Below are 21,580 nucleotides of genomic sequence, written 5' to 3' on the forward strand. Positions count from 1 at the left end.
GGGGCCGGGCTCCGGTCCGTAACGGAAGCGGGTCCTAAGCGGCCTCGTTCAGAGGTCGAAGACCTCCGCGACCAGCGCCGCCTGCTCCGCCTGGTGGCGCTTCGCCGAGCCGACGGCCGGGGCCGAGCCCGACGGGCGGGAGACGCGGCGGAGGCGGTCCGTGTTGGGGACCGGCTCGGAGCCGAGGATCAGGTCGAGGTGGTCCAGCAGGTTCAGGGCGATGAACGGCCATGCGCCCTGGTTGGCCGGCTCCTCCTGGGCCCACACGAACTTCTCGGCGCCCGAGAACTTCGCCAGCTCCGCCTGGATCTCCGCGGCCGGCAGCGGGTACAGCCGCTCAAGGCGGATGATCGCGGTGTCCGTCAGGCCGCGCTTCTGGCGCTCGGCGTCGAGGTCGTAGTAGACCTTGCCGGAGCAGAAGACGATCTTACGGACGGCCGCCGGATCCACCGAATTGTCGCCGATCACCGGGCGGAAGCCGCCGTTGGTGAACTCCTCCGGCGTCGACGCCGCCGCCTTGAGCCGGAGCATCGACTTCGGGGTGAAGACGACCAGCGGCTTGTGGTGCGGGTTGTGGACCTGCCAGCGCAGCAGGTGGAAGTAGTTCGACGGGAGCGAGGGCATCGCGACCGTCATGTTGTTCTGCGCGCAGAGCTGCAGGAAGCGCTCGATCCTCGCGGACGAGTGGTCCGGGCCCTGGCCCTCGTAGCCGTGCGGGAGGAGGAGGGTGACGCCGGACGTCTGGCCCCACTTCTGCTCGGCCGAGGAGATGAACTCGTCCACGACGGTCTGGGCGCCGTTGACGAAGTCGCCGAACTGGGCCTCCCACATCACCAGCGACTCGGGCCTGGCAAGGGAGTAGCCGTACTCGAAGCCCATCGCCGCGTACTCGCTGAGCAGCGAGTCGTAGACGTTGTAGCGGGCCTGGCCCTCGGCGAGGTAATTCAGCGGGGTGTAGTCCTCGCCGGTGTTCTGGTCGACGAGGACCGCGTGCCGCTGGCCGAAGGTGCCGCGGCGGGAGTCCTGCCCTGCGAGCCGTACCGGGGTGCCCTCCATCAGCAGCGAGCCGATGGCGAGGGTCTCGCCCATGCCCCAGTCGATGGTGGCGTCCTCGACCATGGCCGCCCGGCGCTCCAGCTGCGGGCGCAGCCGGGGGTGGACGGTGACGTGGTCGGGGATGTTCACCTGCGACTCGGCGATGCGCTTGACGACCTCCTGGGTGATCGCGGAGTCGACGGCGACCGGGAATTCCTTCTCGGCGGCCGGGACCTCGACCGGGGCCGGGGCGGCCGTGGCCTCCCGGACCTCGGTGAAGACCTTCTCCAGCTGGCCCTGGAAGTCCTGCAGCGCCTGCTCGGCCTCTTCCATGGTGATGTCGCCGCGGCCGATGAGGGACTCGGTGTAGAGCTTGCGCACCGAGCGCTTCTTGTCGATCAGCGAGTACATCTTGGGGTTGGTGAACTGCGGGGCGTCCGACTCATTGTGGCCGCGGCGGCGGTAGCAGATGAGGTCGATGACCACATCCTTGTTGAACGCCTGCCGGAACTCAAAGGCGAGGCGAGCCACTCGGACGACGGCCTCGGGGTCGTCGCCGTTCACATGGAAGATCGGGGCCTCGATCATGCGGGCCACGTCGGTGGCGTACATGGACGAGCGCGCGGACTCCGGGGGAGCGGTGAAGCCGACCTGGTTGTTGATGACCACGTGGACGGTGCCGCCGGTGCGGTAGCCGCGCAGCTGCGACATGTTGAGGGTCTCGGCCACGACGCCCTGGCCGGCGAAGGCCGCGTCGCCGTGGATCGCGACCGGCAGGACCGTGAAGTCTGTGCCGCCCTTGCCGATGACGTCCTGCTTGGCGCGGACGACGCCCTCGACGATCGGGTCGACCGCCTCGAGGTGCGAGGGGTTGGCGGTGAGCGAGACCTTGATCTGCTCGCCGTCGAGGCCGGTGAAGGTGCCCTCGGCGCCCAGGTGGTACTTCACGTCGCCGGAGCCGTGCATCGACTTCGGGTCGAGGTTGCCCTCGAACTCGCGGAAGATCTGCGCGTACGACTTGCCGACGATGTTCGCGAGGACGTTGAGGCGGCCGCGGTGGGCCATGCCGATGACGACCTCGTCCAGACGGGACTCGGCGGCCGCGTCCAGGACGGCGTCCAGGAGCGGGATCGTGGACTCGCCGCCCTCCAGGGAGAAGCGCTTCTGGCCGACGTACTTCGTCTGCAGGAAGGTCTCGAAGGCCTCGGCCGCATTGAGGCGGCGGAGGATGCGCAGCTGCTCCTCGCGCTCGGGCTTGTCATGCCGGCGCTCGACCCGGTCCTGGATCCACTTGCGCTGCTTCGGGTCCTGGATGTGCATGTACTCGATGCCGGTGGTGCGGCAGTACGAGTCGCGCAGGACGCCGAGGATGTCGCGCAGCTTCATCATCGACTGGCTGGAGAAGCCGCCGACGGCGAACTCGCGCTCCAGGTCCCACAGCGTGAGCCCGTGCTCGGTGATGTCGAGGTCGGCGTGCTTGCGCTGCTTGTACTCCAGCGGATCGGTGTCGGCCATGACGTGGCCGCGGACCCGGTAGGAGTGGATCAGGTCGAAGACGCGGGCGGCCTTGGACACGTCGTCGTCGTGCGACGCGTCGATGTCCTTGAGCCAGCGGACCGGCTCGTACGGGATGCGCAGGGCCTGGAAGATCTCGTCGAAGAAGCCGTTCTCGCCCAGCAGCAGCTGGTGCAGGATGCGCAGGAACTCGCCGGAGGCGGCGCCCTGGATCACCCGGTGGTCGTACGTGGAGGTCAGGGTCATGACCTTGGAGATGCCGAGCCGGTTCAGGGTGTCCTGGGAGGTGCCCTGGAACTCCGCCGGGTACTCCATCGCGCCGACGCCGAGGATGACCGACTGGCCGGGCATCAGGCGGGGCACGGAGTGCACGGTGCCGATGCCGCCGGGGTTGGTGAGCGAGCAGGTCACCCCGGAGAAGTCGTCCATCGTGAGCTTGTTGTTACGGGCCCGGCGGACGATGTCCTCGTAGGCCTGCCAGAACTCGAAGAAGTTCAGCGTCTCGGCCTTCTTGATCGCCGCGACGACGAGCTGGCGGTCGCCGTTGGGCTTGACCAGGTCGATGGCGAGGCCGAGGTTGATGTGCTCCGGCTTGACGAGGGTGGGCTTGCCGTCCTTCTCCGTGAAGGAGTGGTTCATCGACGGCATCAGCTTCATCGCCTGCACCATCGCGTACCCGATGAGGTGCGTGAAGGAGACCTTCCCGCCGCGGGCGCGCTTGAGGTGGTTGTTGATGACGATGCGGTTGTCGAAGAGCAGCTTCACCGGGACGGCGCGGACGGAGGTGGCCGTCGGCATCTCGCGGGAGGCGGCCATGTTCTTCGCCACGGCGGCGGCCGGGCCCCTCAGGGTGACCAGCTCGGGGCCGGCGGGGGCCTCGTCGGCCTTCGCCTCGTCCGGCTTGGCAGCGGCGGCTGCCGGCTTCGCGGCGGGGGCCGGCTTGGCGGCCGGGGCGGGCGCGGGCGCTGCCGGGGCTGCCGGGGCAGGGGCCTGGGCGGCCGGCTGGGCCGGGGCCGCCGGCTGCGCGGCGGGTGCGGCCGGCTGGGCCGGGGCGGCCGGTGCCGGTGCGGTCTGGGCCGGGGCGGTGGGCGCCGCGGCTGCGGCCTCCGCGGCCCGTGCGGTGCCGGCGGCGCTTGGCTTGTAGTCGGCAAAGAAGTCCCACCAGGCTCGGTCCACCGAGTTCGGGTCCTGGAGGTACTGCTGATAGATCTCGTCGACGAGCCACTCGTTGGGTCCGAAAGCCGCGGCAGGGTCTCGGCCCTGACTTGAGTCTTCGGTCGAGACGCTCGAGCTATTGGGGGACTTTGCAGACACGGCCTGGACCGCCCTCTTCCGCTTCACTTGAGTGATGGACAGCGGAAAACAAGGCTACGCCCCTGACCGGGTTCGGTGCAGGCCCCCTTGGGCAGAGGTCGTGCAAGTCACAAAGACTCCGGGGTTTGAGGCCGCGATTTGGCGGGAAACACACACGGTTTGCCCGCACCGGGAAAGGCCGAAATCGAGCCACGGCGCCGCGCCGCTGCCCCTCCGGGCCGGATGACCGCCCGCGGTTCGAACCCTACGTCAATTTTGCATCCCGTTTACCCCCGGGAGGGTGACGCGCATTGGGCAGTCGTGAGTGGAATCAGCCACTCCGGTGCGGCCCCGGGTTCGGGCGGTGAGCCTGCTTGTCCTGCTGGGGGTCCGGGGGTCAGCCCCCGGGAGATTGCAGCACCCCCGGGAGGGTGACGCGGATCCGGCAGCCGCGAGGGGATTCGGCCACGCCTATCCGGCCGCCGTGCAGGTCCACGGCCCAGCGGGCGATCGCCAGGCCCAGTCCGGTGCCGCCGTCGCGGCCCGGGAGATGCGCCTCGGGCTGCTGCTGGCCGCGGGTGAAGCGCTCGAAGACCCGGTGCCATTCGGCCTCCGGGATGCCGGGGCCCTCGTCCATCACCTCGAGCACCAGGCCGTCGGCCGCCTCGCCGCCGCGGGCCCGGACGGTGACGCGGCCGTGCGGCGGGCTGTGCTTCACGGCATTGTCGATCAGGTTGGCCACCACCTGGTGCAGCCGCTCGGTGTCCGCGCTGGCGGTGAGGCCGGGCGGCGCCACGTCCAGGTGCAGGCTGACATCGCGACGCGGCCGCTGCCGCGGGTTCGGCGCGTCGATGCTGCCGCCCAGGCCGGGGCCGACCGGCCCGTACGCACCCTGCTTCAGCCCGGCCTCCTTCAGGACCCCTGACAGATACGGCCACACCTCGAAGCGGCGGGCGCGCAGCGGCACCACGCCGCTGTCGAGCCGGGACAGGTCGAGCAGCTGCTCCACCAGCCGGCCGAGGCGCTCGGTCTGGCGCAGGGCGGTGCGCATCGTGTCCGGGTCGGCGGCGGACACGCCGTCCACCACGTTCTCCAGCACGGCGCGGAGCGCGGCGATGGGGGTGCGCAGCTCGTGCGACACATTGGCGACCAGCTCCTTGCGGTGCCGGTCGGCGGCCTCCAGGTCGCCCGCCATCCGGTTGAAGGCCACGGCGAGCTCGCCGAACTCGTCGCGGCGGCCGGTGTTCAGCCGCGATGTGTAGTCGCCGTGCGCCATGGAGCGGGTGACCTCGGTCATCTCGTCCAGCGGCTGGGTCAGCCGCATCGCCACGAACTGCGTGATCAGCAGGGCTGCGATCAGCGAAAATATCGTGGCGATCCGCAGCTCCGTGGAGGAGCGGATGGCGACGAAGACCAGCAGTGTGGCGATGATCACGGACACCATGACCAGGCCGCTGAGGGCGGCCTTGAGCGACCGGAACGGGTCGATCGGCTTCATCGCCGTCCACAGCCGCGCCATCAGCCCGTCCACGTACGCGCGGAAGGACCGCCGGCGCGGCCGGACGCCGGGCACGGGAGGCTGTGGGGCGGGGTCGTGCATCGCGCTGGTCCCTTACGTCTGACGCGGGCTGGTACGCGCTGGGCGCACCAGCACCGGGCGTAACTAGGCGGTGGCCGGCTCCAGGGCATAGCCGACGCCGTGGACCGTACGGATGCGCTCGGCGCCTATCTTGCGGCGGAGGGCCTTGATGTGGCTGTCGACCGTGCGGGTCCCGGAGGCGTCCGCCCAGTCCCAGACCTCGACCAGGAGCTGCTCGCGGGAGAGGACCGCGCGCGGCTGGTTGGCCAGGCACACCAGCAGGTCGAACTCGGTCGGCGTCAGATGCACATCGGCGCCATGGACGCGGACCCGGCGCTGGGTGTGATCGATCTCCAGCTCGCCGAGCCGGATGGTGTCGCCGTCGCGCGGGGACCCGGCGGCCTGCGCGGCCCGCTCCACCCTGCGCAGCAGGACATGCACGCGGGCGGCGAGCTCGCGCATGGAGAAGGGCTTCGTCATGTAGTCATCAGCGCCGACGCCGAGGCCGACCAGCATGTCCGTCTCGTCGTCCCGCGCGGTGAGCATCAGGACGGGCACCGGGCGGTGCGCCTGCACCCGCCGGCACACCTCCAGGCCGTCGAAGCCCGGGAGCATCACATCGAGGACGAGGAGGTCCGGCTCCCACTCCGCGGCGGCGGCCACGGCCGCGGGGCCGTCGCCCGCGATACGGATCTCGAAGCCCTCGGCGCGCAGCCGCTGCGCGATGGCGTCGACGATGGTCGGGTCGTCCTCGACCAGGAGGACTCGTCTGGCCGGAGGCAGGCCGGGGTTCCCCGCCGCGCTCGCGTTGTGCGCGGAGGTGAGGTGTGTGGATTCGTGGTGTAGCCGCGTCATGGGTGCCGCCCCCGCTGGTCTTCGGCAAGAGTGCCGGGTCCCCGTCGGTCAGATTTGCTGGGCAGAAGCGTATGTGCCTGGCGGTGGGCTCGGCTACACGGTGTGGATAACGTTGCCGTCAGGGCCGCTTGGCAAGGTGGACTACGTCCGGAACGCCCCGTTCCACCGGAATTTGCTCTGTGCGAACATCCGCATAGCCCGCCGTACGCAGCGCTTCCTCGAAGGCCGGGGACGGCTGCGCCGACCAGACCGCCAGCACTCCGCCCGCCGTGAGCCGGGCCGCGCAGGCCGCCAGCCCGGCGGGGGAGTACAGCGACCCGTTGTCCTCCGTGACCGTCCAGTCCGGGCCGTTGTCGATGTCCAGGCACAGCGCGTCGTACGCGACAGGGGCGGTCCGCACGTACTCGACGAGGTCGGCGGTGACGATCCGGACCCGCTCGTCGGCCAGCGCGGGCCCGCTGATCTCCGCGAGCGGTCCCTCCAGATGCCAGTCGATCACCGCCTGCTCCCGCTCCACCACCGCGATCGCGCCCCAGCGCGGCTCGGCGGCGGCGTGCGCGAGCGAGAAGCCGACGCCGAGGCCGCCGATCAGCACCGATGGGGACGGGCGGCCGTCCAGCGAGGCCAGCGCCGCATCGATCAGCAGCCGCTCGGAGCGGCCGTCGGAGGTGTCCATCAGGAAGCAGCCGTTCGCGATGATCTCGTACGTCGCCGCCTCGCCGGACGTGCGGCGGCGCAGCGCCACCTCGCCGTACGGGCCCTCGCGGCGGTCCAGGGTCTCCGGGGGGAATTCCATGCCTGCCTCCATGGCTGACGAGGGTAGCCAAGCCGCCAATCCCCCTGATCGCTCACAGCGAACGCCCCCGGGGGAACATCCTGAGGCTCCCCAGCATTGAGTCGACATAACTCAACTTGGATGCCGAAGGGGAGATCATGGCTGCTGAGTACACACCGCTGACACTGCCCGTCCTGCCGCTGGACGACGAGGTCGTGCTGCCGGGCATGGTCGTGCCCCTCGACCTCAATGACGCCGAGGTGCGCGCCGCCGTCGAGGCCGCGCAGGCCGACGCTCGCGGCGCCGGGCGCAAGCCGCGGGTGCTGCTGGTGCCGCGGGTCGACGGTTCGTGCGCGGGGACCGGTGTCCTCGGCCGCGTCGAGCAGGTGGGCCGGCTGGCGGACGGCGATCCGGGGGCGCTCATCCGCGGCGTCACCCGGATCAAGATCGGCGCCGGGACCACCGGACCAGGCGCCGCCCTGTGGGTCGAGGGCACCGAAATCGACGACGAGACGCCCGACCCACTGCCCGGCTCGGTCACCGAGCTGATGAAGGAGTACAAGGCCGTCGCCGCCGGCTGGCTGCGCAAGCGCGGCGCCTGGCAGGTCGTGGACCGGGTGCAGCAGATCGACGACCCGGGCGCCCTTGCCGACAATTCCGGCTACTCGCCCTTCCTGAGTGTCGAGCAGCGCGTCCAGCTGCTGGAGACCGCCGACCCGGTCGCGCGCCTGAAGCTCGCCACCGCCTGGCTGAAGGAGCATGTCGCCGAGCAGAACGTGGCCGAGGACATCGCCAAGGACGTCCAGGAGGGCGTCGACAAGCAGCAGCGCGAGTTCCTGCTGCGGCGGCAGCTCGATGCCGTACGCAAGGAGCTGCGCGAGCTCAATGGCGAGTCCGACGAGGAGGACTCCGACGACTACCGGGCCCGGGTGGAGGCCGCCGACCTCCCCGAGAAGGTGCGCGAGGCCGCCCTCAAGGAGGTCGACAAGCTGGAGCGCTCCTCCGACCAGTCGCCCGAGGGCGGCTGGATCCGCACCTGGCTGGACACCGTCCTGGAGATGCCGTGGAGCGAGACCACCGAGGACGCGTACGACATCGCGGGCGCGAAGGAGATCCTCGACGCCGACCACGCGGGGCTCGATGACGTGAAGGAGCGCATCACCGAGTACCTGGCGGTGCGCAAGCGGCGCACCGAGCGCGGGCTCGGCCTGGTCGGCGGGCGGCGCGCGGGTGCCGTGCTGGCGCTCGTCGGTCCGCCCGGCGTCGGCAAGACGTCGCTCGGCGAGTCCGTGGCCCGCGCCATGGGGCGGAAGTTCGTCCGCGTCGCCCTTGGTGGCGTACGGGATGAGGCGGAGATCCGCGGGCACCGGCGTACGTACGTCGGCGCGCTGCCCGGCCGCATCGTCCGGGCCATCAAGGAAGCCGGGTCCATGAACCCCGTCGTGCTCCTGGACGAGATCGACAAGGTGGGCTCCGACTTCCGCGGCGACCCGGCCGCGGCCCTGCTGGAGGTCCTCGACCCGGCGCAGAACCACACCTTCAGGGACCACTACCTGGAGGTGGAGCTGGACCTGAGCGATGTCGTCTTCCTGGCCACGGCCAACGTCCTGGAGGCCATCCCGGAGGCGCTGCTCGACCGCATGGAGCTGGTCCGGCTCGACGGCTACACCGAGGACGAGAAGGTCACCATCGCCCGTGACCACCTGCTGCCGCGGCAGCTGGAGCGCGCGGGCCTGGAGTCCGGCGAGGTCACCATCGAGGACGAGGCGCTGCGCAAGCTGGCGGGGGAGTACACCCGCGAGGCCGGCGTCCGTAACCTCGAGCGGTCCATCGCGAGGCTGCTGCGCAAGGTCGCGGCCAAGCATGAACTGGGCGACCAGGAACTGCCGTTCACGGTCGGCGCCCGGCAGCTGCGGCCGCTCATCGGCCGCCCGCACCACACGCCCGAGTCCGCCCAGGACCCGGACGAGCGGCGTACGGCGGTGCCCGGGGTCGCGACCGGCCTGGCGGTCACCGGCGCCGGCGGCGACGTGCTCTTCATCGAGGCGTCCCTCGCCGACCCGGAGTCCGGCGGCTCGGGGCTGACCCTCACCGGGCAGCTCGGCGATGTCATGAAGGAGTCGGCGCACATCGCGCTCTCCTTCCTGAGGTCGCATGGCGCGGAGCTGGAGCTGCCGGTCGCCGACCTGAAGGACCGCGGCGTGCACCTGCACGTCCCCGCGGGCGCCGTGCCCAAGGACGGCCCGAGCGCGGGCATCACCATGACGACGGCGCTGGCCTCGCTGCTCAGCGGGCGCCAGGTCCGTACCGACGTGGCGATGACCGGCGAGGTGTCGCTCACCGGGCGGGTGCTGCCGATCGGCGGCGTGAAGCAGAAGCTGCTCGCCGCGCACCGGGCCGGCGTCACCACGGTGATCATCCCGAAGCGGAACGAGCCCGACCTGGACGACGTCCCGGCCGAGGTCCTCGAAAAGCTGGAGGTGCACCCCGTGTCCGACGTGCGCAAGGTGCTCGACATCGCCCTGACCCCGGCGACGGCGGATGCGGAGCCGCGGGTGCCGGTCGCGGCGTAAGCCGCTGCAACGTGGCGGTCCTCTCCCGGAGTGCGGGTCCGGGGAGGGCCGCCACTTCTTTGTCGTCAGCCGTTCGCCAGCGCCTGGACGCGGTCGATGCCGCCGTTGAACTGGTTGTGGTCGCCGACGATCGGGCCCGTGGAGGTGTACTGCCAGATGGTCTGGGTGCCCCAGCCGGCCGGGAGTTCGCCCGGGGAGGAGTTGTAGCGGGCGATCCAGAGCGGGTTCGTGGCGCCGAATTCGGCGCTGTTGCCGGTGCAGTCCTTCCACCAGCTGGTCGCCGTGTAGATGACCGGGTCGCGTCCGGTGCGGGACTTGTACGTATTCACGAAGTCCTTGATCCACGCGACCATGTCGGCGGCCGACTTGCCGTAGCAGGCGTCGCCGTACGGGTTCCACTCGATGTCGAGGACGCCGGGCAGCGTCTTGCCGTCCTTGGACCAGCCGCCGCCATTGTCGACGAAGTAATTCGCCTGCTCGGCGCCGCTGGCGTCGTTCGGGGTGCCGAAGTGGTAGGCGCCGCGGATCATGCCGACGTCGTAACTGCCGTTGTACTGCTGCGCGTAGTTCGGGTTCTTGTAGTAGTTGCCCTCGGTCGCCTTGACGTAGGCGAACTTCACGCCGCTGTTCCACAGCGCCGGCCAGTCCACATTGCCCTGGTGGCTGGAGACGTCGACGCCCTCGGTGGTGGCCTGCGGGGCGACCGGGTTCTCGACCGGGCTGCCCGGCTCGTGGGCCTGGACGCCGATGCCCATGTACGCCTCGCCGCGCTGGACGCCGTCGGTGTCGTTGAGCGGTGCGGCCTGGGCGGTGCCGGCGGTCGCCAGGAGGGCGGCGGCGGAGGCGGCAGCCAGGAGGGTGCCGCGTATTCGGGGCATGGTCATGGCAAGGGTGCCTTTCGTGGGGGGATTTGTTGATCCGCCGGCCTCCTGGAGGAGCAGCTCCGGGAGGCCGGCGGTGATGGGGGGGCGGCGGCGCGGTCAGCCGGTCGCCAGCACCTTCAGCCGGGTCATGTCGCCGTTGAACTTGTTGTGGTCGCCGACGACGGCGCCGGACGAGGTGTACTGCCAGAAGGTGTAGAAGCCCCAGCCGGCCGGGAGCGTGCCCGGGCTGGAGGCGTACCGGGCTATCCACAGGGGGTTGTTGGAGGCATACCCGCCGTAGTTGCCTGTGCACTGCGTCCACCAGTTGGTGGTCGTGTAGATCGACGCGTAGCGGCCGGTACGGGCCTTGTACTGGTTGATGAAGGAGGTGATCCAGCTGCGCATGGCCGACTGGCTCAGCCCGTAGCAGGTCGAGCCGTACGGGTTGTACTCGATGTCGAGCGCCCCGGGCAGCGTCTTGCCGTCCTTGGACCAGCCGCCGCCGTGGTCGACGAAGTAGTTCGCCTGGGTGGCGCCGGAGGACCTGTTCGGCAGCGCGAAGTGGTAGGCGCCGCGGATCATGCCCACGTTGTACGAGCCGTTGTACTGCTGCGCGAAGTACGGGTTGGTGTAGCCGGTGCCCTCGGTGGCCTTCACGTACGCGAAGCGGACGCCGTTGCCCCACAGAGTGGACCACGCGACGTTGCCCTGATGGCTGGAGACGTCCACGCCCTCGACGGTGGCCATCGGGGTGATCGGGTTCGCGTTCTGGTTGCCGGGCTCGTGGGCGCGGACGCCGACGCCCATGTAGGCCTCGCCGGGCTTGATCTCGTCGGCGCTGGGGCTCTGGGTCGACGCGCGTCCACTGGCGCCGTTGCCGCGTGCGTCCGGCGCCGCCGCGGCCGGGCTCGACATGCCGAGCATCATCGCGAGTGACGCTATGACCGTGCTGATCGCGCCGAGTGTGGTGCGTCTGACCAGGCGTGACCCTGTACGGGGAGTCATGCTTACCTCCGGGGTGGTGGGGGTGCCTCGGACCGGAAAGCGTGGGGGGTGCCGATCGGCAAGCCGGTAGGGCGACTTGTCGATTGGTGTGGCCATGTCACTGCTGGTGCTGAGTAAAGACGGTAAAGGTGGCGCGCGGGTGGCGGAAGAGGGTCCAGGTGGTGCCGTTGGTCTACGCCTGCGAAACTCTGACGGAGCTGCGGCTACCCGGGCAGCTGAAGAAAACTTTCATCATCTGGAAGCCGGAAGAGAGCCCTGACGTGCACAAGACCGGCGCCGCCGAGGCGGCGCAGCCCGATCGTGGGAATGGTGTGGACCACGTTTTCCTCGCGTTGGAACGGGAGTTGACGCTGTTCTACCGGCGCGCCAGATCGGCCTCCGGTGAGATGGCCCGGGAGGTCCACCCGGAGCTCGAGCCCGCCGCGTACGGGCTGCTGGTCCGGCTCGCCGACGGCGGCGTGCAGCGCGCGTCGGAGCTGGCCGGCTTCTTCGGCGTCGGCAAGGCCACGATGAGCCGCCAGCTCCGCGCCCTGGAGGAGCTCGGCCTGGTCACCCGCGAGCCGGACCCGGCCGACGGCCGCGCCTCGCTGCTGGTGCTCACCCCGGAGGGCGCCCAGCGGGTCAACCGGGTCCGCGCGGCGCGCTATGCGCGGTATGTGGAGCGGCTGGGCGGCTGGGAGCACGACGAAGTGGCGGAGCTGGCACGGCTGCTGGGGCGGTTCAACGAGTCGACGGGGTGAACGAGTCGACGGGGTGAGCGCCTTCCAGCTCCCCATCACAGCTCCACAAGCACCGCCGCCGCGTCATCACGCGCCTTCCCCCGCCGATGCGTACGCCCCTCAGGATCCGCCGCCTCCGCCGCCCTGACCTGCTCGATCAGCTCGCCCGGCCCCTTCTTCGCCAGCAGCGCGAAGAGCTGCTCCCAGTCGCCCAGCCGGAAGACCTCGGTCCATCGCGTCGCCCCGTCCGTCAGCGCCGCCAGCCCGGCCACCTCCGCCCGAGGCGTGGACCCGGTCACCGCCCGCCGCGCCGCATCCGGGTCCGCGGCCGCCGTGAAGAAGCCGCCCTCGGCATTGCGCAGCCCCTCGACCGCGCGCCCGTACTCCCGCCCCAGCGCCTCCCGCTCCGCCGACCCGCGCGGCAGCGCCCGCACCTCGTCGCGCAGCGCCCGCAGCGGCGGCGGCAGCTCGGCGAGCCGGCGGTCGAGCACGGTCCGCAACTGCCCGTCCGGCGACCGCAGCAGCAGCGCCGAGTCCGACAGCACCAGGTGCTCCACCCGCTCCTCGTCCCACCGCACCGCCACCACCGTGGCCTGCGGCGTCCGTACATGCGACAGGTCACAGGTCGCCCGATGCGCGTCCGCGGTCCGCCCGATCGCCGCCGCCAGGCACTCGGCGAGCGTCAGCTCCCGCCGCACCCCCGCCAGCTCCTGCAGCGCCGCACCCAGCCGGGCGGTGAACCACGGCACGGAGTGCACGCACCCGGTGTCCCCGTCGGCCGGCGGCGTCACCCCGTCCAGGACCACGACGCTGCCGCCACTGCCGGAGGACGGCAAGGACACGGCCGCGAAGTCCTCATTCGGTACGTCCGGGTTCCCGGGAAGACAAGCCAGTTCAACGCGCATGAGCCCAGTCTGCCTGGCCTCCCATACAGCACATCCGACCGCCCCTAGCACGTCTCTCACTCCTTCGTGTGACGGATGTGCATATGCCTCCGCGTCGTTGAGCAGTGCTGAAAGTGTCAACTCGGTGAGCGGACGAGCCGAGTTCCGGCGGGAGGGGGAGCGGGTGCACAGCGACGAAGGGCGGGCGGCGGCGCGGCGGCGCAGGCGTGCGGGAGCGGACCGGATGCCGGGCAAGACCCGGAATGCCGCGGCGCTGACCATCGTCGGCGTGGCCGTCCTCGCGGCCGGCGCCCCCGGCATGGCCGCCGCCGTACGGGACCTGCGCGGCGCCCCCTCCGGCGCGAGCGCCTCGGACGCGGCCTCCGCGCTGCAGCTCCAGGGCGCGCTGCTGGCCCTCTGCCTGGCGCTCGCCATCGGCATCGGCGCGTACGCACTGCGCAGGTCGGGCCACCGGAGCGGCGCGGGAGCGGGCGGCGAAGGCGCGGCCGCCCCGGGCAGCACGGCCGCCCAGCTCGCCGCGGCCCGCGCCGAGCTCGACGACACCCGCGAGGCGCACACCATCGAGCGCGACACCCTGCTCCGCGAGCGGGCCGCGCTGGCCCAGCGCATCACCGGCCTGCAGGAAGCCGTGCACGGCACCTTCGTCGGCCTCTCCCGGCGCACCCTCGGCCTGGTCGAGCGGCAGCTCGCGTTCATCGACGACCTCGAGGAGCACGAGCAGGACCCCGACCGGCTCGACACCCTCTACCAGCTCGACCACCTCGCCGCCTGCATGCGCAGGCACAGCGAGAATCTCCTCGTCCTCGCCGGCTCCGACCAGCGCGGCCCGCGCCGCGAGCACCTCCCGCTGATCGACGTGCTGCGCACCGCCGTCGGCGAGATCGAGGCGTATCAGCGCGTGCACATCGTCGGCGGCCTCCCCGAGGTGCAGCTCAATGGTTTCGCCTCCGGCGACACCGGCCACCTGCTGGCCGAGCTGCTGGAGAACGCCACCGCCTGCTCCCCGCCGGAGGCGCAGGTCGAGCTCGCCGGGCGGCTGCTGCCCGACGGCCGGCTGCTGCTGACCGTCCGGGACGAGGGCATCGGCATCCACCCGCCGGACCGGCTGGCGGAGCTCAACTCCCGCCTCACCCAGCCCGACCCGGGGCCTGCCCCCGGCGAGGCGCTCGGCCTAGGGCTCTATGTGGTCGCGCGGCTGGCGGCCCGGCATGGCGTACAGGTCGAGCTGCGCTCGCAGGCCACCGGCATCACCGCGGAGGTCGCGCTGCCGGCCCGGGTGGTCGTCGCCGTACCCGAGCAGCCGTCGGTGGACGGCCTGCGGGTGGTGGAGGACCGGGCGGAAGACACGATGGCGCAGGTCGGCGCGGCTGCTGTGCGCGGGCGGCGGGACGCGATGGAACACACCCGCCCCGCCGAGGAGTTCACCGCGCCGGTCACCGCCCACCCGGCCGCCGCTGCCGCCGACACCGGCCGGTGGGAGCGGGTGGCGTCCGCGCAGCCGACCGCGGGCGGCCTTCCGCGCCGTACGCCCAAGGCCCCGGCGCGCGCCGCGGACTCGGGTGCGCAGGCGGCGGAGGCCGCGCGGCGCAAGGCCGCGGATCCGGTGGAGGTGCGGCGGCTGCTCGGCGGGTTGCAGCAGGGTTCGCGGGAGGGCTTCAGAGCCGCCGCGGCGGAGACGGCCTCGTATCCCGAGGCGAGGTCATGAGCGGTGAGGTCATGAGCGATGAGGTCATGAGCGATGAGGTCATGAGCGATGAGGAGGCCCTCGGCGTGAATCACGACAGCGCGATGCGCGACCTGCGCTGGCTGCTGGACAGCCTCGCGGCGGAGGCGCCAGGGGTGCGCGCGGTCATCGTCGTCTCCTCGGACGGGCTGCCGCTGCTGGCCACCGACCCGGTGCCGTTCGAGGGCGGCGAGCTGGCCACGGTGGTGTCCGGTCTCGCGAGCCTGACCTCGGGCGCCGCGGACCTGATGGAGGCCGGGCCGGTCAAGCAGACCATGGTGGCGATGGACGACGGCTGCCTGCTGGTGATGACTGTCGGCGACGGCGCCCTGCTCGGCGTGCTGACCACGCCGGACGCCGACCTCAATGTCGTCTGCTATCACATGGCGCTCTTCGTCGGCCGCGCAGGACATGTCCTCACGCCCGAACTCCGCACCGAACTGCGGCGGTCGCTGGAGCCCAGCGGCAGCTAGGAATCACCTCTAGCGGTGCGACCGTCAGGCCGCACCGCGCCCAGCAGCGGCCGCACCGCCACCGGCACCACCCGCACCTTCTTCCCGGAAGGCGAGGCCTCCAGCGCCCGCCCGTCGCCGAGGTAGAGCGCCACATGCGCGGCGTCCGGCTTGTAGACCACCAGGTCGCCGGGGCGCAGCCGCTTCAGCGATACGTGCGGCAGCTCCCGCCACTGCGCCCCCGCGGCCCGCGGCAGCTTCCGCCCGGCCGCGCGCCAGGCCCGCTGGGTGAGCCCGGACGCGTCGTACGCCTTCGGGCCCGCCGCACCCGCGCGATACGGCTTGCCGCGCTGGTCGAGGCCGTACGACACCGCGCGATTGCCCGGGCGGGAGGCCGACGCCGGAGGCTTGCCGTCGTCCGTCCCCCCGGCGCCGCCGCCGAGGGTGCCGGAGTCGAGCAGCTCGCGCTGGGCCTCGGTGGCGTCGGCGAGCTGGATCTCGGTGAGCTCTTCCAGCTGCTCCTCGGAGAGCGTCGACAGCAGCTCTTCTACGGCCTGCAGCCGCTGCCGCACGGTGGTGCGGCGGTCCTTGGCCTTTGCGGCGAGGGTGAGCTGGCGGTCGAGCGCCTTGCGGCCCGCGCCGCTCAGGACGCCGATCCGCTTGGTGTCGGCGGCGAACCGTTCGACGGCGGCGGCGCGATTGCCCGCGGCGCGGCGGAGGACCTGCCCCTGGTCGAGGGCGGCCTGCGGGTCGCGGGCGAGGAGGAGGCGGACGTACGGCGAGAAGGTGCCGTTCTGGTACTGCTCGCGGGCGATGAGCCCGGCCTGGCGGCGGCTGACCGTGAGGTCCTTGCGCGCCTTGGTGAGCCGCCGGTCCAGCGAGCGCACCTCCTTGCGCTGCGCCTTGAGCTCCTCGGCGGCGGTGTTGTACGCGTCGGTCGCGGACTCGCTGTCCGCGTAGAGCTTCTGCAGCCGCCCGAGCACGGCCCCGAGCGTCTGCGCCTGCCCCTCGGGCCCCTCGGGCTCGGGCGCGGCCGCCGCCGGGGGCGGCAGCGTCAGCATGGATGCGGTGACCACGGCCGCGCAGGCATAGCGGAGAGAGGACAGACGCATGGCGCGATCGTGGCATAGCGGGCATTCAGGATTCCTGCGGCGCGACTGGCGGATCGTCAGATCGGCGCACCGTCAGATCACCGGCATCGCCGACAAGGTCGCGCCGCGCGCCGCGAAGATCCGGTTGCCGCTCGCCGCGAGGCGCCAGGTGCCCGGCGTGGAGGCAGGCGGGTAGGTCCAGGCCGGGCGGCCGGTGGCGAGGTCGCAGAAGGTGAGGCCCGCGCGTTCGGAGTCGGTGGTGGGGAGGCACAGGGTGCGGTGCTGGATGACCGGGGACGGGGCCGCGCCCTTGTAGGTCAGAGGCAGCGACCAGCCCTCGGCGTCGCCGTCGTCGGTGGACAGGGCGCGCAGGGTCGCGCCCTCGCAGGCGTACACCCGTCCGTCGTGCGCCGAGGGCGCGCCCCAGCCGCGGTCGCCGTCCGCCGTCAGGCGCCATCGCTCCTTGCCGTCGGCGAGGCTCAGCGACAGCAGCTCCGCGCCGCCGAGGTAGACCATGCCGTCGTCGGTGTACGGGCTCAGCGCCGCGTGGCCGAGCTCCTTGCGGCGCCAGCTCACTACGCCCGACGTGGCGTCCAGCGCCGCGACATCGCCCTCGTCCCCGTACAGCACCAGCCGCGCCGAAGCAGCCGCGGCTCGCGCGGGCAGCCGCACCGGGGACGGCGAGCGCCACAGCGTCGCGCCGTCCTTCAGCGATATGGCGACAATCCAGCCGGCGGCGCCCTGTTCGTCGCGGCGGCCGCGCGGGCTGCGGGTCCTGGCGTACAGCGTCAGCGGGTCGGCGGCCAGCAGCGTCGTCGCGTGTGCGGCCGCCGCCACCCAGCGCGGGCGGCCGGTCTCCGGGTCGAGGGCGAGCACCCGCCCCGCCACGTCGGCGGCCAGCAGCAGTCCCGAAGCGGCGACCAGGCCGCGGCCCGCGTCCGCGTCGCCGTTGCGCCAGGCGGCGGCGCCGCGGGCGACGGTACGGGCCGCGATGCCGCCGCCCGCCGCGGCATAGGCGACGTACCGTCCGATGGGCACCGGCGGCGGCCCCTCGGCCGCGCCGACCCGCGGCAGCCGCCACAGCGGCGGCGGCGCCACCTCGGGTTCGTACGAGGCGAGCGGCTCCGCCTTCCACGGCTCCTCGGGCCGCTCCTCGCGCCCGCTCAGCAGCCACCAGGCCGCACCGCCGCCACCCGCGGCCAGCACTCCGGCGCCGGCGGACGCGGTCAGCAGCATCCGGCGCCGGGAGAGCGCCGCCGGTCCTGCGGAACCAGGCTTCCCCCGCTCGGTCATGACCTTGAGCTTAGGACGTCACGGGAGGTTTGCGGTTTCAACGCCTACGTGACCAGGGCCACTTCGGCCGCCCGTCGTCGGGGTCCGCGTCCGGGTCGTACACGTACACCCAGCCGCGCGGAAGCCGCAGCAGCCTGCTGTGGGCGAGGGGCTCGCGGCGGTACATGAGCACGGTGGGGGCGCCGCCGTCCGGATCGGGGACCGGGATCCGGTACGTCTTCGGGGGCTGGCCGGTGAGGCCCGGCTGCACCGGCAGCGTGCGGCCGTCCATCGGGCCGCCGGAGAAGGTGACGTCGTTCTTGGACACGGGATCAGTCTTGCGCGGGCAGCGCCCAGGCATCGCCCATCACGGCGATGACGCGCTCGATGAGGTTGCTGATCGGGCTGTCCTCGTTCTCGAGTTCCAGCGCGCGCACGGCGACCTCTGCGGTCTGCGGATCGCCGCCGGCCGTGGCGGCGAGCGTGGCGAGGAAGTGGTCGAGGAGGAGGTCGCGCAGGTCGCTCAGCGGGGGCTGCTTGCCCTCGTCGAGCCAGATCAGGGAGGCGGCCTCGACGGCCGTGATCCAGGTGCGGATCATCATGCCGAGCTTCAGGCCCGGCTTGGGCACCTGCAGGTGCTTGAGGATCTGCTCGGCGGCGTCGCGGCGGACCTCGTCGACGATCGAGTTGGTACGGGATGTCTCCACCACGCTGCCGCCCTGCAGCAGCGCTTTGAAGCCGGCGTCGTGCTCGTCGACGAACGCGAGATAGCTGTCGAGGCCGCGGGCCAGGCGCTGGGTGAGCGGGCCTTCTTCCGGCTGGACGAAGCACTGCTGGAGGTCGTTGGCGGCGCTGCGGAGGGCGGCCTCGTAGAGCTGCTGCTTGCCGCCGGGGAAGTAGCGGTAGACGAGCGGGCGGGAGACGGCCGCTTCCGCGGCGACGTCGTCGAGGGAGACGTCCTCCGGCCGCCTGTGCGCGAAGAGGTTGAGGGCGGCGTTTATGAGCTGTCTTCGGCGTTCCTCGACACTGAGCCTGCGGTACGCGGCCGTATGGGTCATGCAGGTGAGCGTAACCGCTTTGCGGGACGGGGCGGCCGGCCGGACCATACCGGCCTCAGGCCAGCAGCCCCGAGCTCCGCCACAGCCTGCGGCCCGGCCCGCGCAGCACCCCGATCTCGTCCAGGAAATCGGTGAGCCGCTTCGCCCCGGTCTGCATCACCTCGCGCCGGTGCGGGCTCGCCTTGGCCTGCGCCAGAGCCTCGCGCTTGTCGAGGCCGGTGTCCGTGTAGACCTGCGGGTTGACGAAGGCGATCGAGAAGATGCGGGCGGCCTCGCCCGAGCTGAGCCGGGTGAACTCCCGCGACCAGCGCGGCGCCGTCATCATCTGCCGGCGCAGCTCCTCGCGGGCGTACCGGACGTGCCGCGCCTCCTCCACCACATGGATGCGGGTGACGCCGCGCACCAGCGGCTGCACCCGGTCGTCCGGGAAGGTCAGCCGCTGCATCCAGTCGAGGATCTCCTCGCCGAGCAGGGTCGCGGTGAACGAACCCGGCGTGGTGGAGACCGTCTTGAGCAGCCGCGCGAGATTGTGGTGGAGCCAGGTGACCTTGTACGGCTCGATGCCGCCCTTGGTCACCAGCCGGGCGAACATCATCGAGTGTCGGCACTCGTCGGCGATCTCGGTGAGCGCGTACCGGACGTGCCGGCTGCCCAGCGGCTTGTCGTAGATGTGCCGTACCAGCAGCTGCATCAGGATGATCTCGAACCAGATGCCGAGCGACGCCAGCGCGGCGCCCTCGCGGCGGGCCAGCTCGTGCCGCTGCTCCTCCGGCATCCGGTGCCACATCGGGGTGTCGTAGAGGGAGACCAGCTCGGGCGGCCAATACCACTTCCCCTCTTCGAAGGGCGCGTCCCAGTCGAGTTCCTTGTCCGGGTCGAAGGAGTGCTTCGCGGACGAGGCCAGGAGTCGTTCGGCGACGATTTCGCGGTCCTTGATCACGCCGAGGACGTCGCGGAGTATCGCCTCATTGGTCGCTTCATTGCCTGCCACAGCAGTCATGGTTCTTATGAGACTCGGCGTCAGTAAGCCCGTCAATCCCTCCGGCACGCATTGTTGACCGATGGGTAACACACGTGTGAGCCTGCCAACTATCCACCCGTGCTCGGGATTTGGGAGCGTCGATGACGACGGAAGAGATCTACACGCGCACCCCCGACGACATGCACTGGCAGGTGCCGGCGACCGGCGCGGCCCGCTTCAGCTGGGAATACGACGACGGCAGAGAGCGGCTGCTGAACCTGTACCAGAAGGGCAAGGACAAGCAGTGGGACTCGGTCCGGCGCATCGACTGGGACCTGGAGGTGGACCCGCACGACCCGCTGGGCGTCCCGGACGAGGCGATGACCCTTTACGGCACGCCGTACTGGGACAAGATGACCGACCGCGACAAGGGCGAGCTGCGCAAGCACTACGGTTCATGGCAGTTCAGCCAGTTCCTGCACGGCGAGCAGGGCGCGATGGTGTGCGCGGCGCGGATCGTGGAGTCGGTGCCCGACCTGGACGCGAAGTTCTATTCGGCGACGCAGACGATGGACGAGGCGCGGCACGCGGAGATCTACAGCCGCTTCCTCAAGGACAAGATCGGGATGCTGTACCCGATCAACGACAACCTGCAGTCGCTCCTCGGCGACACCCTCCGCGACTCCCGCTGGGACATGCCGTACCTCGGCATGCAGGTGCTCATCGAGGGCCTGGCGCTGGCCGCCTTCGGGATGCTGCGCGACACCACCGACAAGCCGCTGCCGAAGCAGATCCTCGCGTACGTGATGCAGGACGAGGCGCGGCATGTGGCCTTCGGGCGGATGGCGCTGCGGGACTACTACAAGCAGCTGTCCGACAAGGAGCTCCGGGAGCGCGAGGAGTTCGTGATCGAGGGCTGCTATCTGATGCGGGACCGGCTGCGCGGCACCGAGGTGCTGGAGAACTTCGGCATCCCGGCGGCGGAGGCGGACGAGCTCAGCGAGCGCAGCGAGTATCTGCAGCTCTTCCGGCAGCTGCTGTTCAGCCGGATCGTGCCGTGCGTGAAGGACATCGGGCTGTGGGGCGAGCGGCTGCAGCGTGCCTATGTCGATATGGGTGTCTTCGAGATGGGCGACTCGAATCTCGACTTGTTGATGCGGCAGGACGAGGAGATCGCGGAGAAGCTGGACGCGGAGCGGTTCGCGGCGGAGGAGGCGGCCCGTACGGCGGAGGTGGAGGACGCGATCGCGCAGGGGGCGCAGGATTAGCGGTAGCCGGCTACCCGCTTCTCCAGACCGGCGCGGCACTCCGGCCACTCCTCGGCGATGACCGAGTAGATCGCCGAGTCCCGCAGCCGGCCCTCCTCGCCGGGCGCCCACGACCGGGACCAGTTGCGCAGCACACCTTCGAAGCGGGCGCCGAGCTTCTCAATGGCGGCGCGGGAGCGCTCATTGCGGGCGTCGGTCTTCAGGTCCACCCGGGCCACGCCCCACACCTCGAAGGCGTGCCGGAAGAGCAGCAGCTTGGCCTCCGCGTTGATGCCCGTGCCCTGCGCGGAGGCGGCGAGCCAGGTGAAGCCGATCTCGATGGCGTCCAGGCCGTCGCCGCGCCACCGCCGCGGCTCCCAGAAGGAGGTCGCCCCGACCGGCCGCCCGGTGGCCCGCTCCACCTGCGCGTACGGCGCAAGACGCCCGGCCGCCTGCCGCTCCAGCTGCTCCTGTACGTACGCTTCCGCCTCGCCGACCCCGTCCGGCACCCAGGTATGGCGATAGCTGCCGCGGTTTTCCGCCGCCGCGGCGGCGAGGCAGGGGGCGTGCCGCGGGGCGAGCGGTTCGAGGCGTACGAAATCGCCCTCCAGGGCGGGGGCTTCAAGGCGGAGCGTCATGGCAGGGGATCGTAGGTCGGC

At 71.5% G+C, this 21,580-nt stretch carries 18 protein-coding genes; 5 read left to right on the forward strand and 13 right to left on the reverse strand.

Going from position 1 to position 21,580, the window contains the following annotated elements:
* Positions 1–48 precede the first annotated feature (48 nt).
* The 4 genes from ACNNMR_RS29705 to ACNNMR_RS29720 all read right to left on the reverse strand — a co-directional run bounded on the left by ACNNMR_RS29705 (position 49) and on the right by ACNNMR_RS29720 (position 7,073).
* Positions 49–3,864, reverse strand: a complete 3,816-nt coding sequence (locus ACNNMR_RS29705; protein WP_419997747.1) for a multifunctional oxoglutarate decarboxylase/oxoglutarate dehydrogenase thiamine pyrophosphate-binding subunit/dihydrolipoyllysine-residue succinyltransferase subunit — start codon at positions 3,862–3,864, stop codon at positions 49–51.
* Between the two features lie 376 nt (positions 3,865–4,240).
* The gene (locus ACNNMR_RS29710; RefSeq protein ID WP_420000527.1) at positions 4,241–5,362 is read right to left on the reverse strand and encodes a HAMP domain-containing sensor histidine kinase; all 1,122 of its coding nucleotides are present in this window, start codon (positions 5,360–5,362) and stop codon (positions 4,241–4,243) included.
* Between the two features lie 144 nt (positions 5,363–5,506).
* A complete protein-coding gene (locus tag ACNNMR_RS29715) occupies positions 5,507–6,277 on the reverse strand; it encodes a response regulator transcription factor (protein WP_419997748.1) in 771 nt (256 codons plus the stop codon).
* Positions 6,278–6,395: 118 nt separating this feature from the next.
* Positions 6,396–7,073, reverse strand: coding sequence for a spermidine synthase (locus tag ACNNMR_RS29720; protein ID WP_419997749.1), 678 nt, complete (start codon positions 7,071–7,073; stop codon positions 6,396–6,398).
* A 137-nt stretch (positions 7,074–7,210) separates the two neighbouring features.
* Here ACNNMR_RS29720 and lon point away from each other — a divergent pair, with 137 nt between their 5' ends.
* Positions 7,211–9,625, forward strand: a complete 2,415-nt coding sequence (gene lon, locus ACNNMR_RS29725; RefSeq protein ID WP_419997750.1) for an endopeptidase La — start codon at positions 7,211–7,213, stop codon at positions 9,623–9,625.
* Between the two features lie 65 nt (positions 9,626–9,690).
* Here the strand turns inward: lon and ACNNMR_RS29730 are convergent, their stop codons facing one another.
* Both ACNNMR_RS29730 and ACNNMR_RS29735 read right to left on the reverse strand, forming a co-directional pair.
* A complete protein-coding gene (locus ACNNMR_RS29730; RefSeq protein ID WP_419997751.1) occupies positions 9,691–10,509 on the reverse strand; it encodes a lysozyme in 819 nt (272 codons plus the stop codon).
* Positions 10,510–10,605: 96 nt separating this feature from the next.
* Positions 10,606–11,493: a lysozyme gene (locus ACNNMR_RS29735; protein WP_419997752.1), complete on the reverse strand. Its 888-nt coding sequence runs from the start codon at positions 11,491–11,493 to the stop codon at positions 10,606–10,608.
* A 260-nt stretch (positions 11,494–11,753) separates the two neighbouring features.
* Between ACNNMR_RS29735 and ACNNMR_RS29740 the strand changes: the two genes are divergently transcribed.
* Positions 11,754–12,233 (forward strand): MarR family winged helix-turn-helix transcriptional regulator, encoded by a 480-nt coding sequence (locus ACNNMR_RS29740; RefSeq protein ID WP_420000528.1) that lies wholly within the window; start codon positions 11,754–11,756, stop codon positions 12,231–12,233.
* Between the two features lie 35 nt (positions 12,234–12,268).
* On the opposite strand, the gene ACNNMR_RS29745 is transcribed toward ACNNMR_RS29740, so the two are convergent.
* On the reverse strand, positions 12,269–13,117 hold the full coding sequence (locus tag ACNNMR_RS29745; RefSeq protein WP_419997753.1) for a protein phosphatase 2C domain-containing protein: 849 nt from the start codon (positions 13,115–13,117) through the stop codon (positions 12,269–12,271).
* Between the two features lie 124 nt (positions 13,118–13,241).
* Here ACNNMR_RS29745 and ACNNMR_RS29750 point away from each other — a divergent pair, with 124 nt between their 5' ends.
* Positions 13,242–14,822, forward strand: a complete 1,581-nt coding sequence (locus ACNNMR_RS29750) for a sensor histidine kinase (protein WP_419997754.1) — start codon at positions 13,242–13,244, stop codon at positions 14,820–14,822.
* Between the two features lie 41 nt (positions 14,823–14,863).
* Positions 14,864–15,313 carry a roadblock/LC7 domain-containing protein gene (locus ACNNMR_RS29755; RefSeq protein WP_420000529.1) on the forward strand — a complete coding sequence of 150 codons (450 nt, stop codon included), beginning with the start codon at positions 14,864–14,866 and terminating at the stop codon, positions 15,311–15,313.
* On the opposite strand, the gene ACNNMR_RS29760 is transcribed toward ACNNMR_RS29755, so the two are convergent.
* From ACNNMR_RS29760 to ACNNMR_RS29780, 5 genes are all read right to left on the reverse strand, one after another.
* A complete protein-coding gene (locus ACNNMR_RS29760; protein ID WP_419997755.1) occupies positions 15,310–16,404 on the reverse strand; it encodes a C40 family peptidase in 1,095 nt (364 codons plus the stop codon). The genes ACNNMR_RS29755 and ACNNMR_RS29760 overlap by 4 nt on opposite strands.
* 72 nt (positions 16,405–16,476) lie before the next feature.
* The gene (locus ACNNMR_RS29765; RefSeq protein WP_419997756.1) at positions 16,477–17,676 is read right to left on the reverse strand and encodes a PQQ-binding-like beta-propeller repeat protein; all 1,200 of its coding nucleotides are present in this window, start codon (positions 17,674–17,676) and stop codon (positions 16,477–16,479) included.
* 37 nt (positions 17,677–17,713) lie between these two features.
* The gene (locus ACNNMR_RS29770; RefSeq protein ID WP_419997757.1) at positions 17,714–18,016 is read right to left on the reverse strand and encodes a hypothetical protein; all 303 of its coding nucleotides are present in this window, start codon (positions 18,014–18,016) and stop codon (positions 17,714–17,716) included.
* The gene (locus ACNNMR_RS29775; RefSeq protein ID WP_419997758.1) at positions 17,988–18,713 is read right to left on the reverse strand and encodes a TetR/AcrR family transcriptional regulator; all 726 of its coding nucleotides are present in this window, start codon (positions 18,711–18,713) and stop codon (positions 17,988–17,990) included. The genes ACNNMR_RS29770 and ACNNMR_RS29775 overlap by 29 nt, the downstream gene beginning before the upstream one ends.
* A 55-nt stretch (positions 18,714–18,768) precedes the next feature.
* A complete protein-coding gene (locus ACNNMR_RS29780; protein ID WP_419997759.1) occupies positions 18,769–19,713 on the reverse strand; it encodes an AurF N-oxygenase family protein in 945 nt (314 codons plus the stop codon).
* A gap of 122 nt (positions 19,714–19,835) precedes the next feature.
* Between ACNNMR_RS29780 and ACNNMR_RS29785 the strand changes: the two genes are divergently transcribed.
* Positions 19,836–20,942 (forward strand): ferritin-like domain-containing protein, encoded by a 1,107-nt coding sequence (locus ACNNMR_RS29785; RefSeq protein WP_419997760.1) that lies wholly within the window; start codon positions 19,836–19,838, stop codon positions 20,940–20,942.
* On the opposite strand, the gene ACNNMR_RS29790 is transcribed toward ACNNMR_RS29785, so the two are convergent.
* The gene (locus ACNNMR_RS29790) at positions 20,939–21,559 is read right to left on the reverse strand and encodes a GNAT family N-acetyltransferase (RefSeq protein ID WP_419997761.1); all 621 of its coding nucleotides are present in this window, start codon (positions 21,557–21,559) and stop codon (positions 20,939–20,941) included. The two genes, ACNNMR_RS29785 and ACNNMR_RS29790, sit on opposite strands and share 4 nt — an antisense overlap.
* Between the last annotated feature and the right edge of the window lie 21 nt (positions 21,560–21,580).

Origin of the sequence: Streptomyces boninensis, assembly GCF_048572725.1 — a bacterium.
GTDB lineage: Bacteria > Actinomycetota > Actinomycetes > Streptomycetales > Streptomycetaceae > Streptomyces > Streptomyces boninensis.

Excerpts from the sequence above, each read along its gene's own strand:
- ACNNMR_RS29780 (WP_419997759.1), bottom strand. The coding sequence starts at position 19,713 with ATGACTGCTGTGGCAGGCAATGAAGCGACCAATGAGGCGATACTCCGC.
- ACNNMR_RS29760 (WP_419997755.1), bottom strand. The coding sequence starts at position 16,404 with ATGCGTCTGTCCTCTCTCCGCTATGCCTGCGCGGCCGTGGTCACCGCA.
- ACNNMR_RS29710 (WP_420000527.1), bottom strand. The coding sequence starts at position 5,362 with ATGGCGCGGCTGTGGACGGCGATGAAGCCGATCGACCCGTTCCGGTCG.
- ACNNMR_RS29735 (WP_419997752.1), bottom strand. The coding sequence starts at position 11,493 with ATGACTCCCCGTACAGGGTCACGCCTGGTCAGACGCACCACACTCGGC.
- ACNNMR_RS29770 (WP_419997757.1), bottom strand. The coding sequence starts at position 18,016 with ATGCCTGGGCGCTGCCCGCGCAAGACTGATCCCGTGTCCAAGAACGAC.
- ACNNMR_RS29790 (WP_419997761.1), bottom strand. The coding sequence starts at position 21,559 with ATGACGCTCCGCCTTGAAGCCCCCGCCCTGGAGGGCGATTTCGTACGC.
- ACNNMR_RS29745 (WP_419997753.1), bottom strand. The coding sequence starts at position 13,117 with ATGCGCGTTGAACTGGCTTGTCTTCCCGGGAACCCGGACGTACCGAAT.
- ACNNMR_RS29755 (WP_420000529.1), top strand. The coding sequence starts at position 14,864 with ATGAGCGATGAGGAGGCCCTCGGCGTGAATCACGACAGCGCGATGCGC.
- ACNNMR_RS29720 (WP_419997749.1), bottom strand. The coding sequence starts at position 7,073 with ATGGAATTCCCCCCGGAGACCCTGGACCGCCGCGAGGGCCCGTACGGC.
- ACNNMR_RS29715 (WP_419997748.1), bottom strand. The coding sequence starts at position 6,277 with ATGACGCGGCTACACCACGAATCCACACACCTCACCTCCGCGCACAAC.
- ACNNMR_RS29785 (WP_419997760.1), top strand. The coding sequence starts at position 19,836 with ATGACGACGGAAGAGATCTACACGCGCACCCCCGACGACATGCACTGG.
- ACNNMR_RS29765 (WP_419997756.1), bottom strand. The coding sequence starts at position 17,676 with ATGACCGAGCGGGGGAAGCCTGGTTCCGCAGGACCGGCGGCGCTCTCC.
- ACNNMR_RS29775 (WP_419997758.1), bottom strand. The coding sequence starts at position 18,713 with ATGACCCATACGGCCGCGTACCGCAGGCTCAGTGTCGAGGAACGCCGA.
- ACNNMR_RS29730 (WP_419997751.1), bottom strand. The coding sequence starts at position 10,509 with ATGACCATGCCCCGAATACGCGGCACCCTCCTGGCTGCCGCCTCCGCC.
- lon (WP_419997750.1), top strand. The coding sequence starts at position 7,211 with ATGGCTGCTGAGTACACACCGCTGACACTGCCCGTCCTGCCGCTGGAC.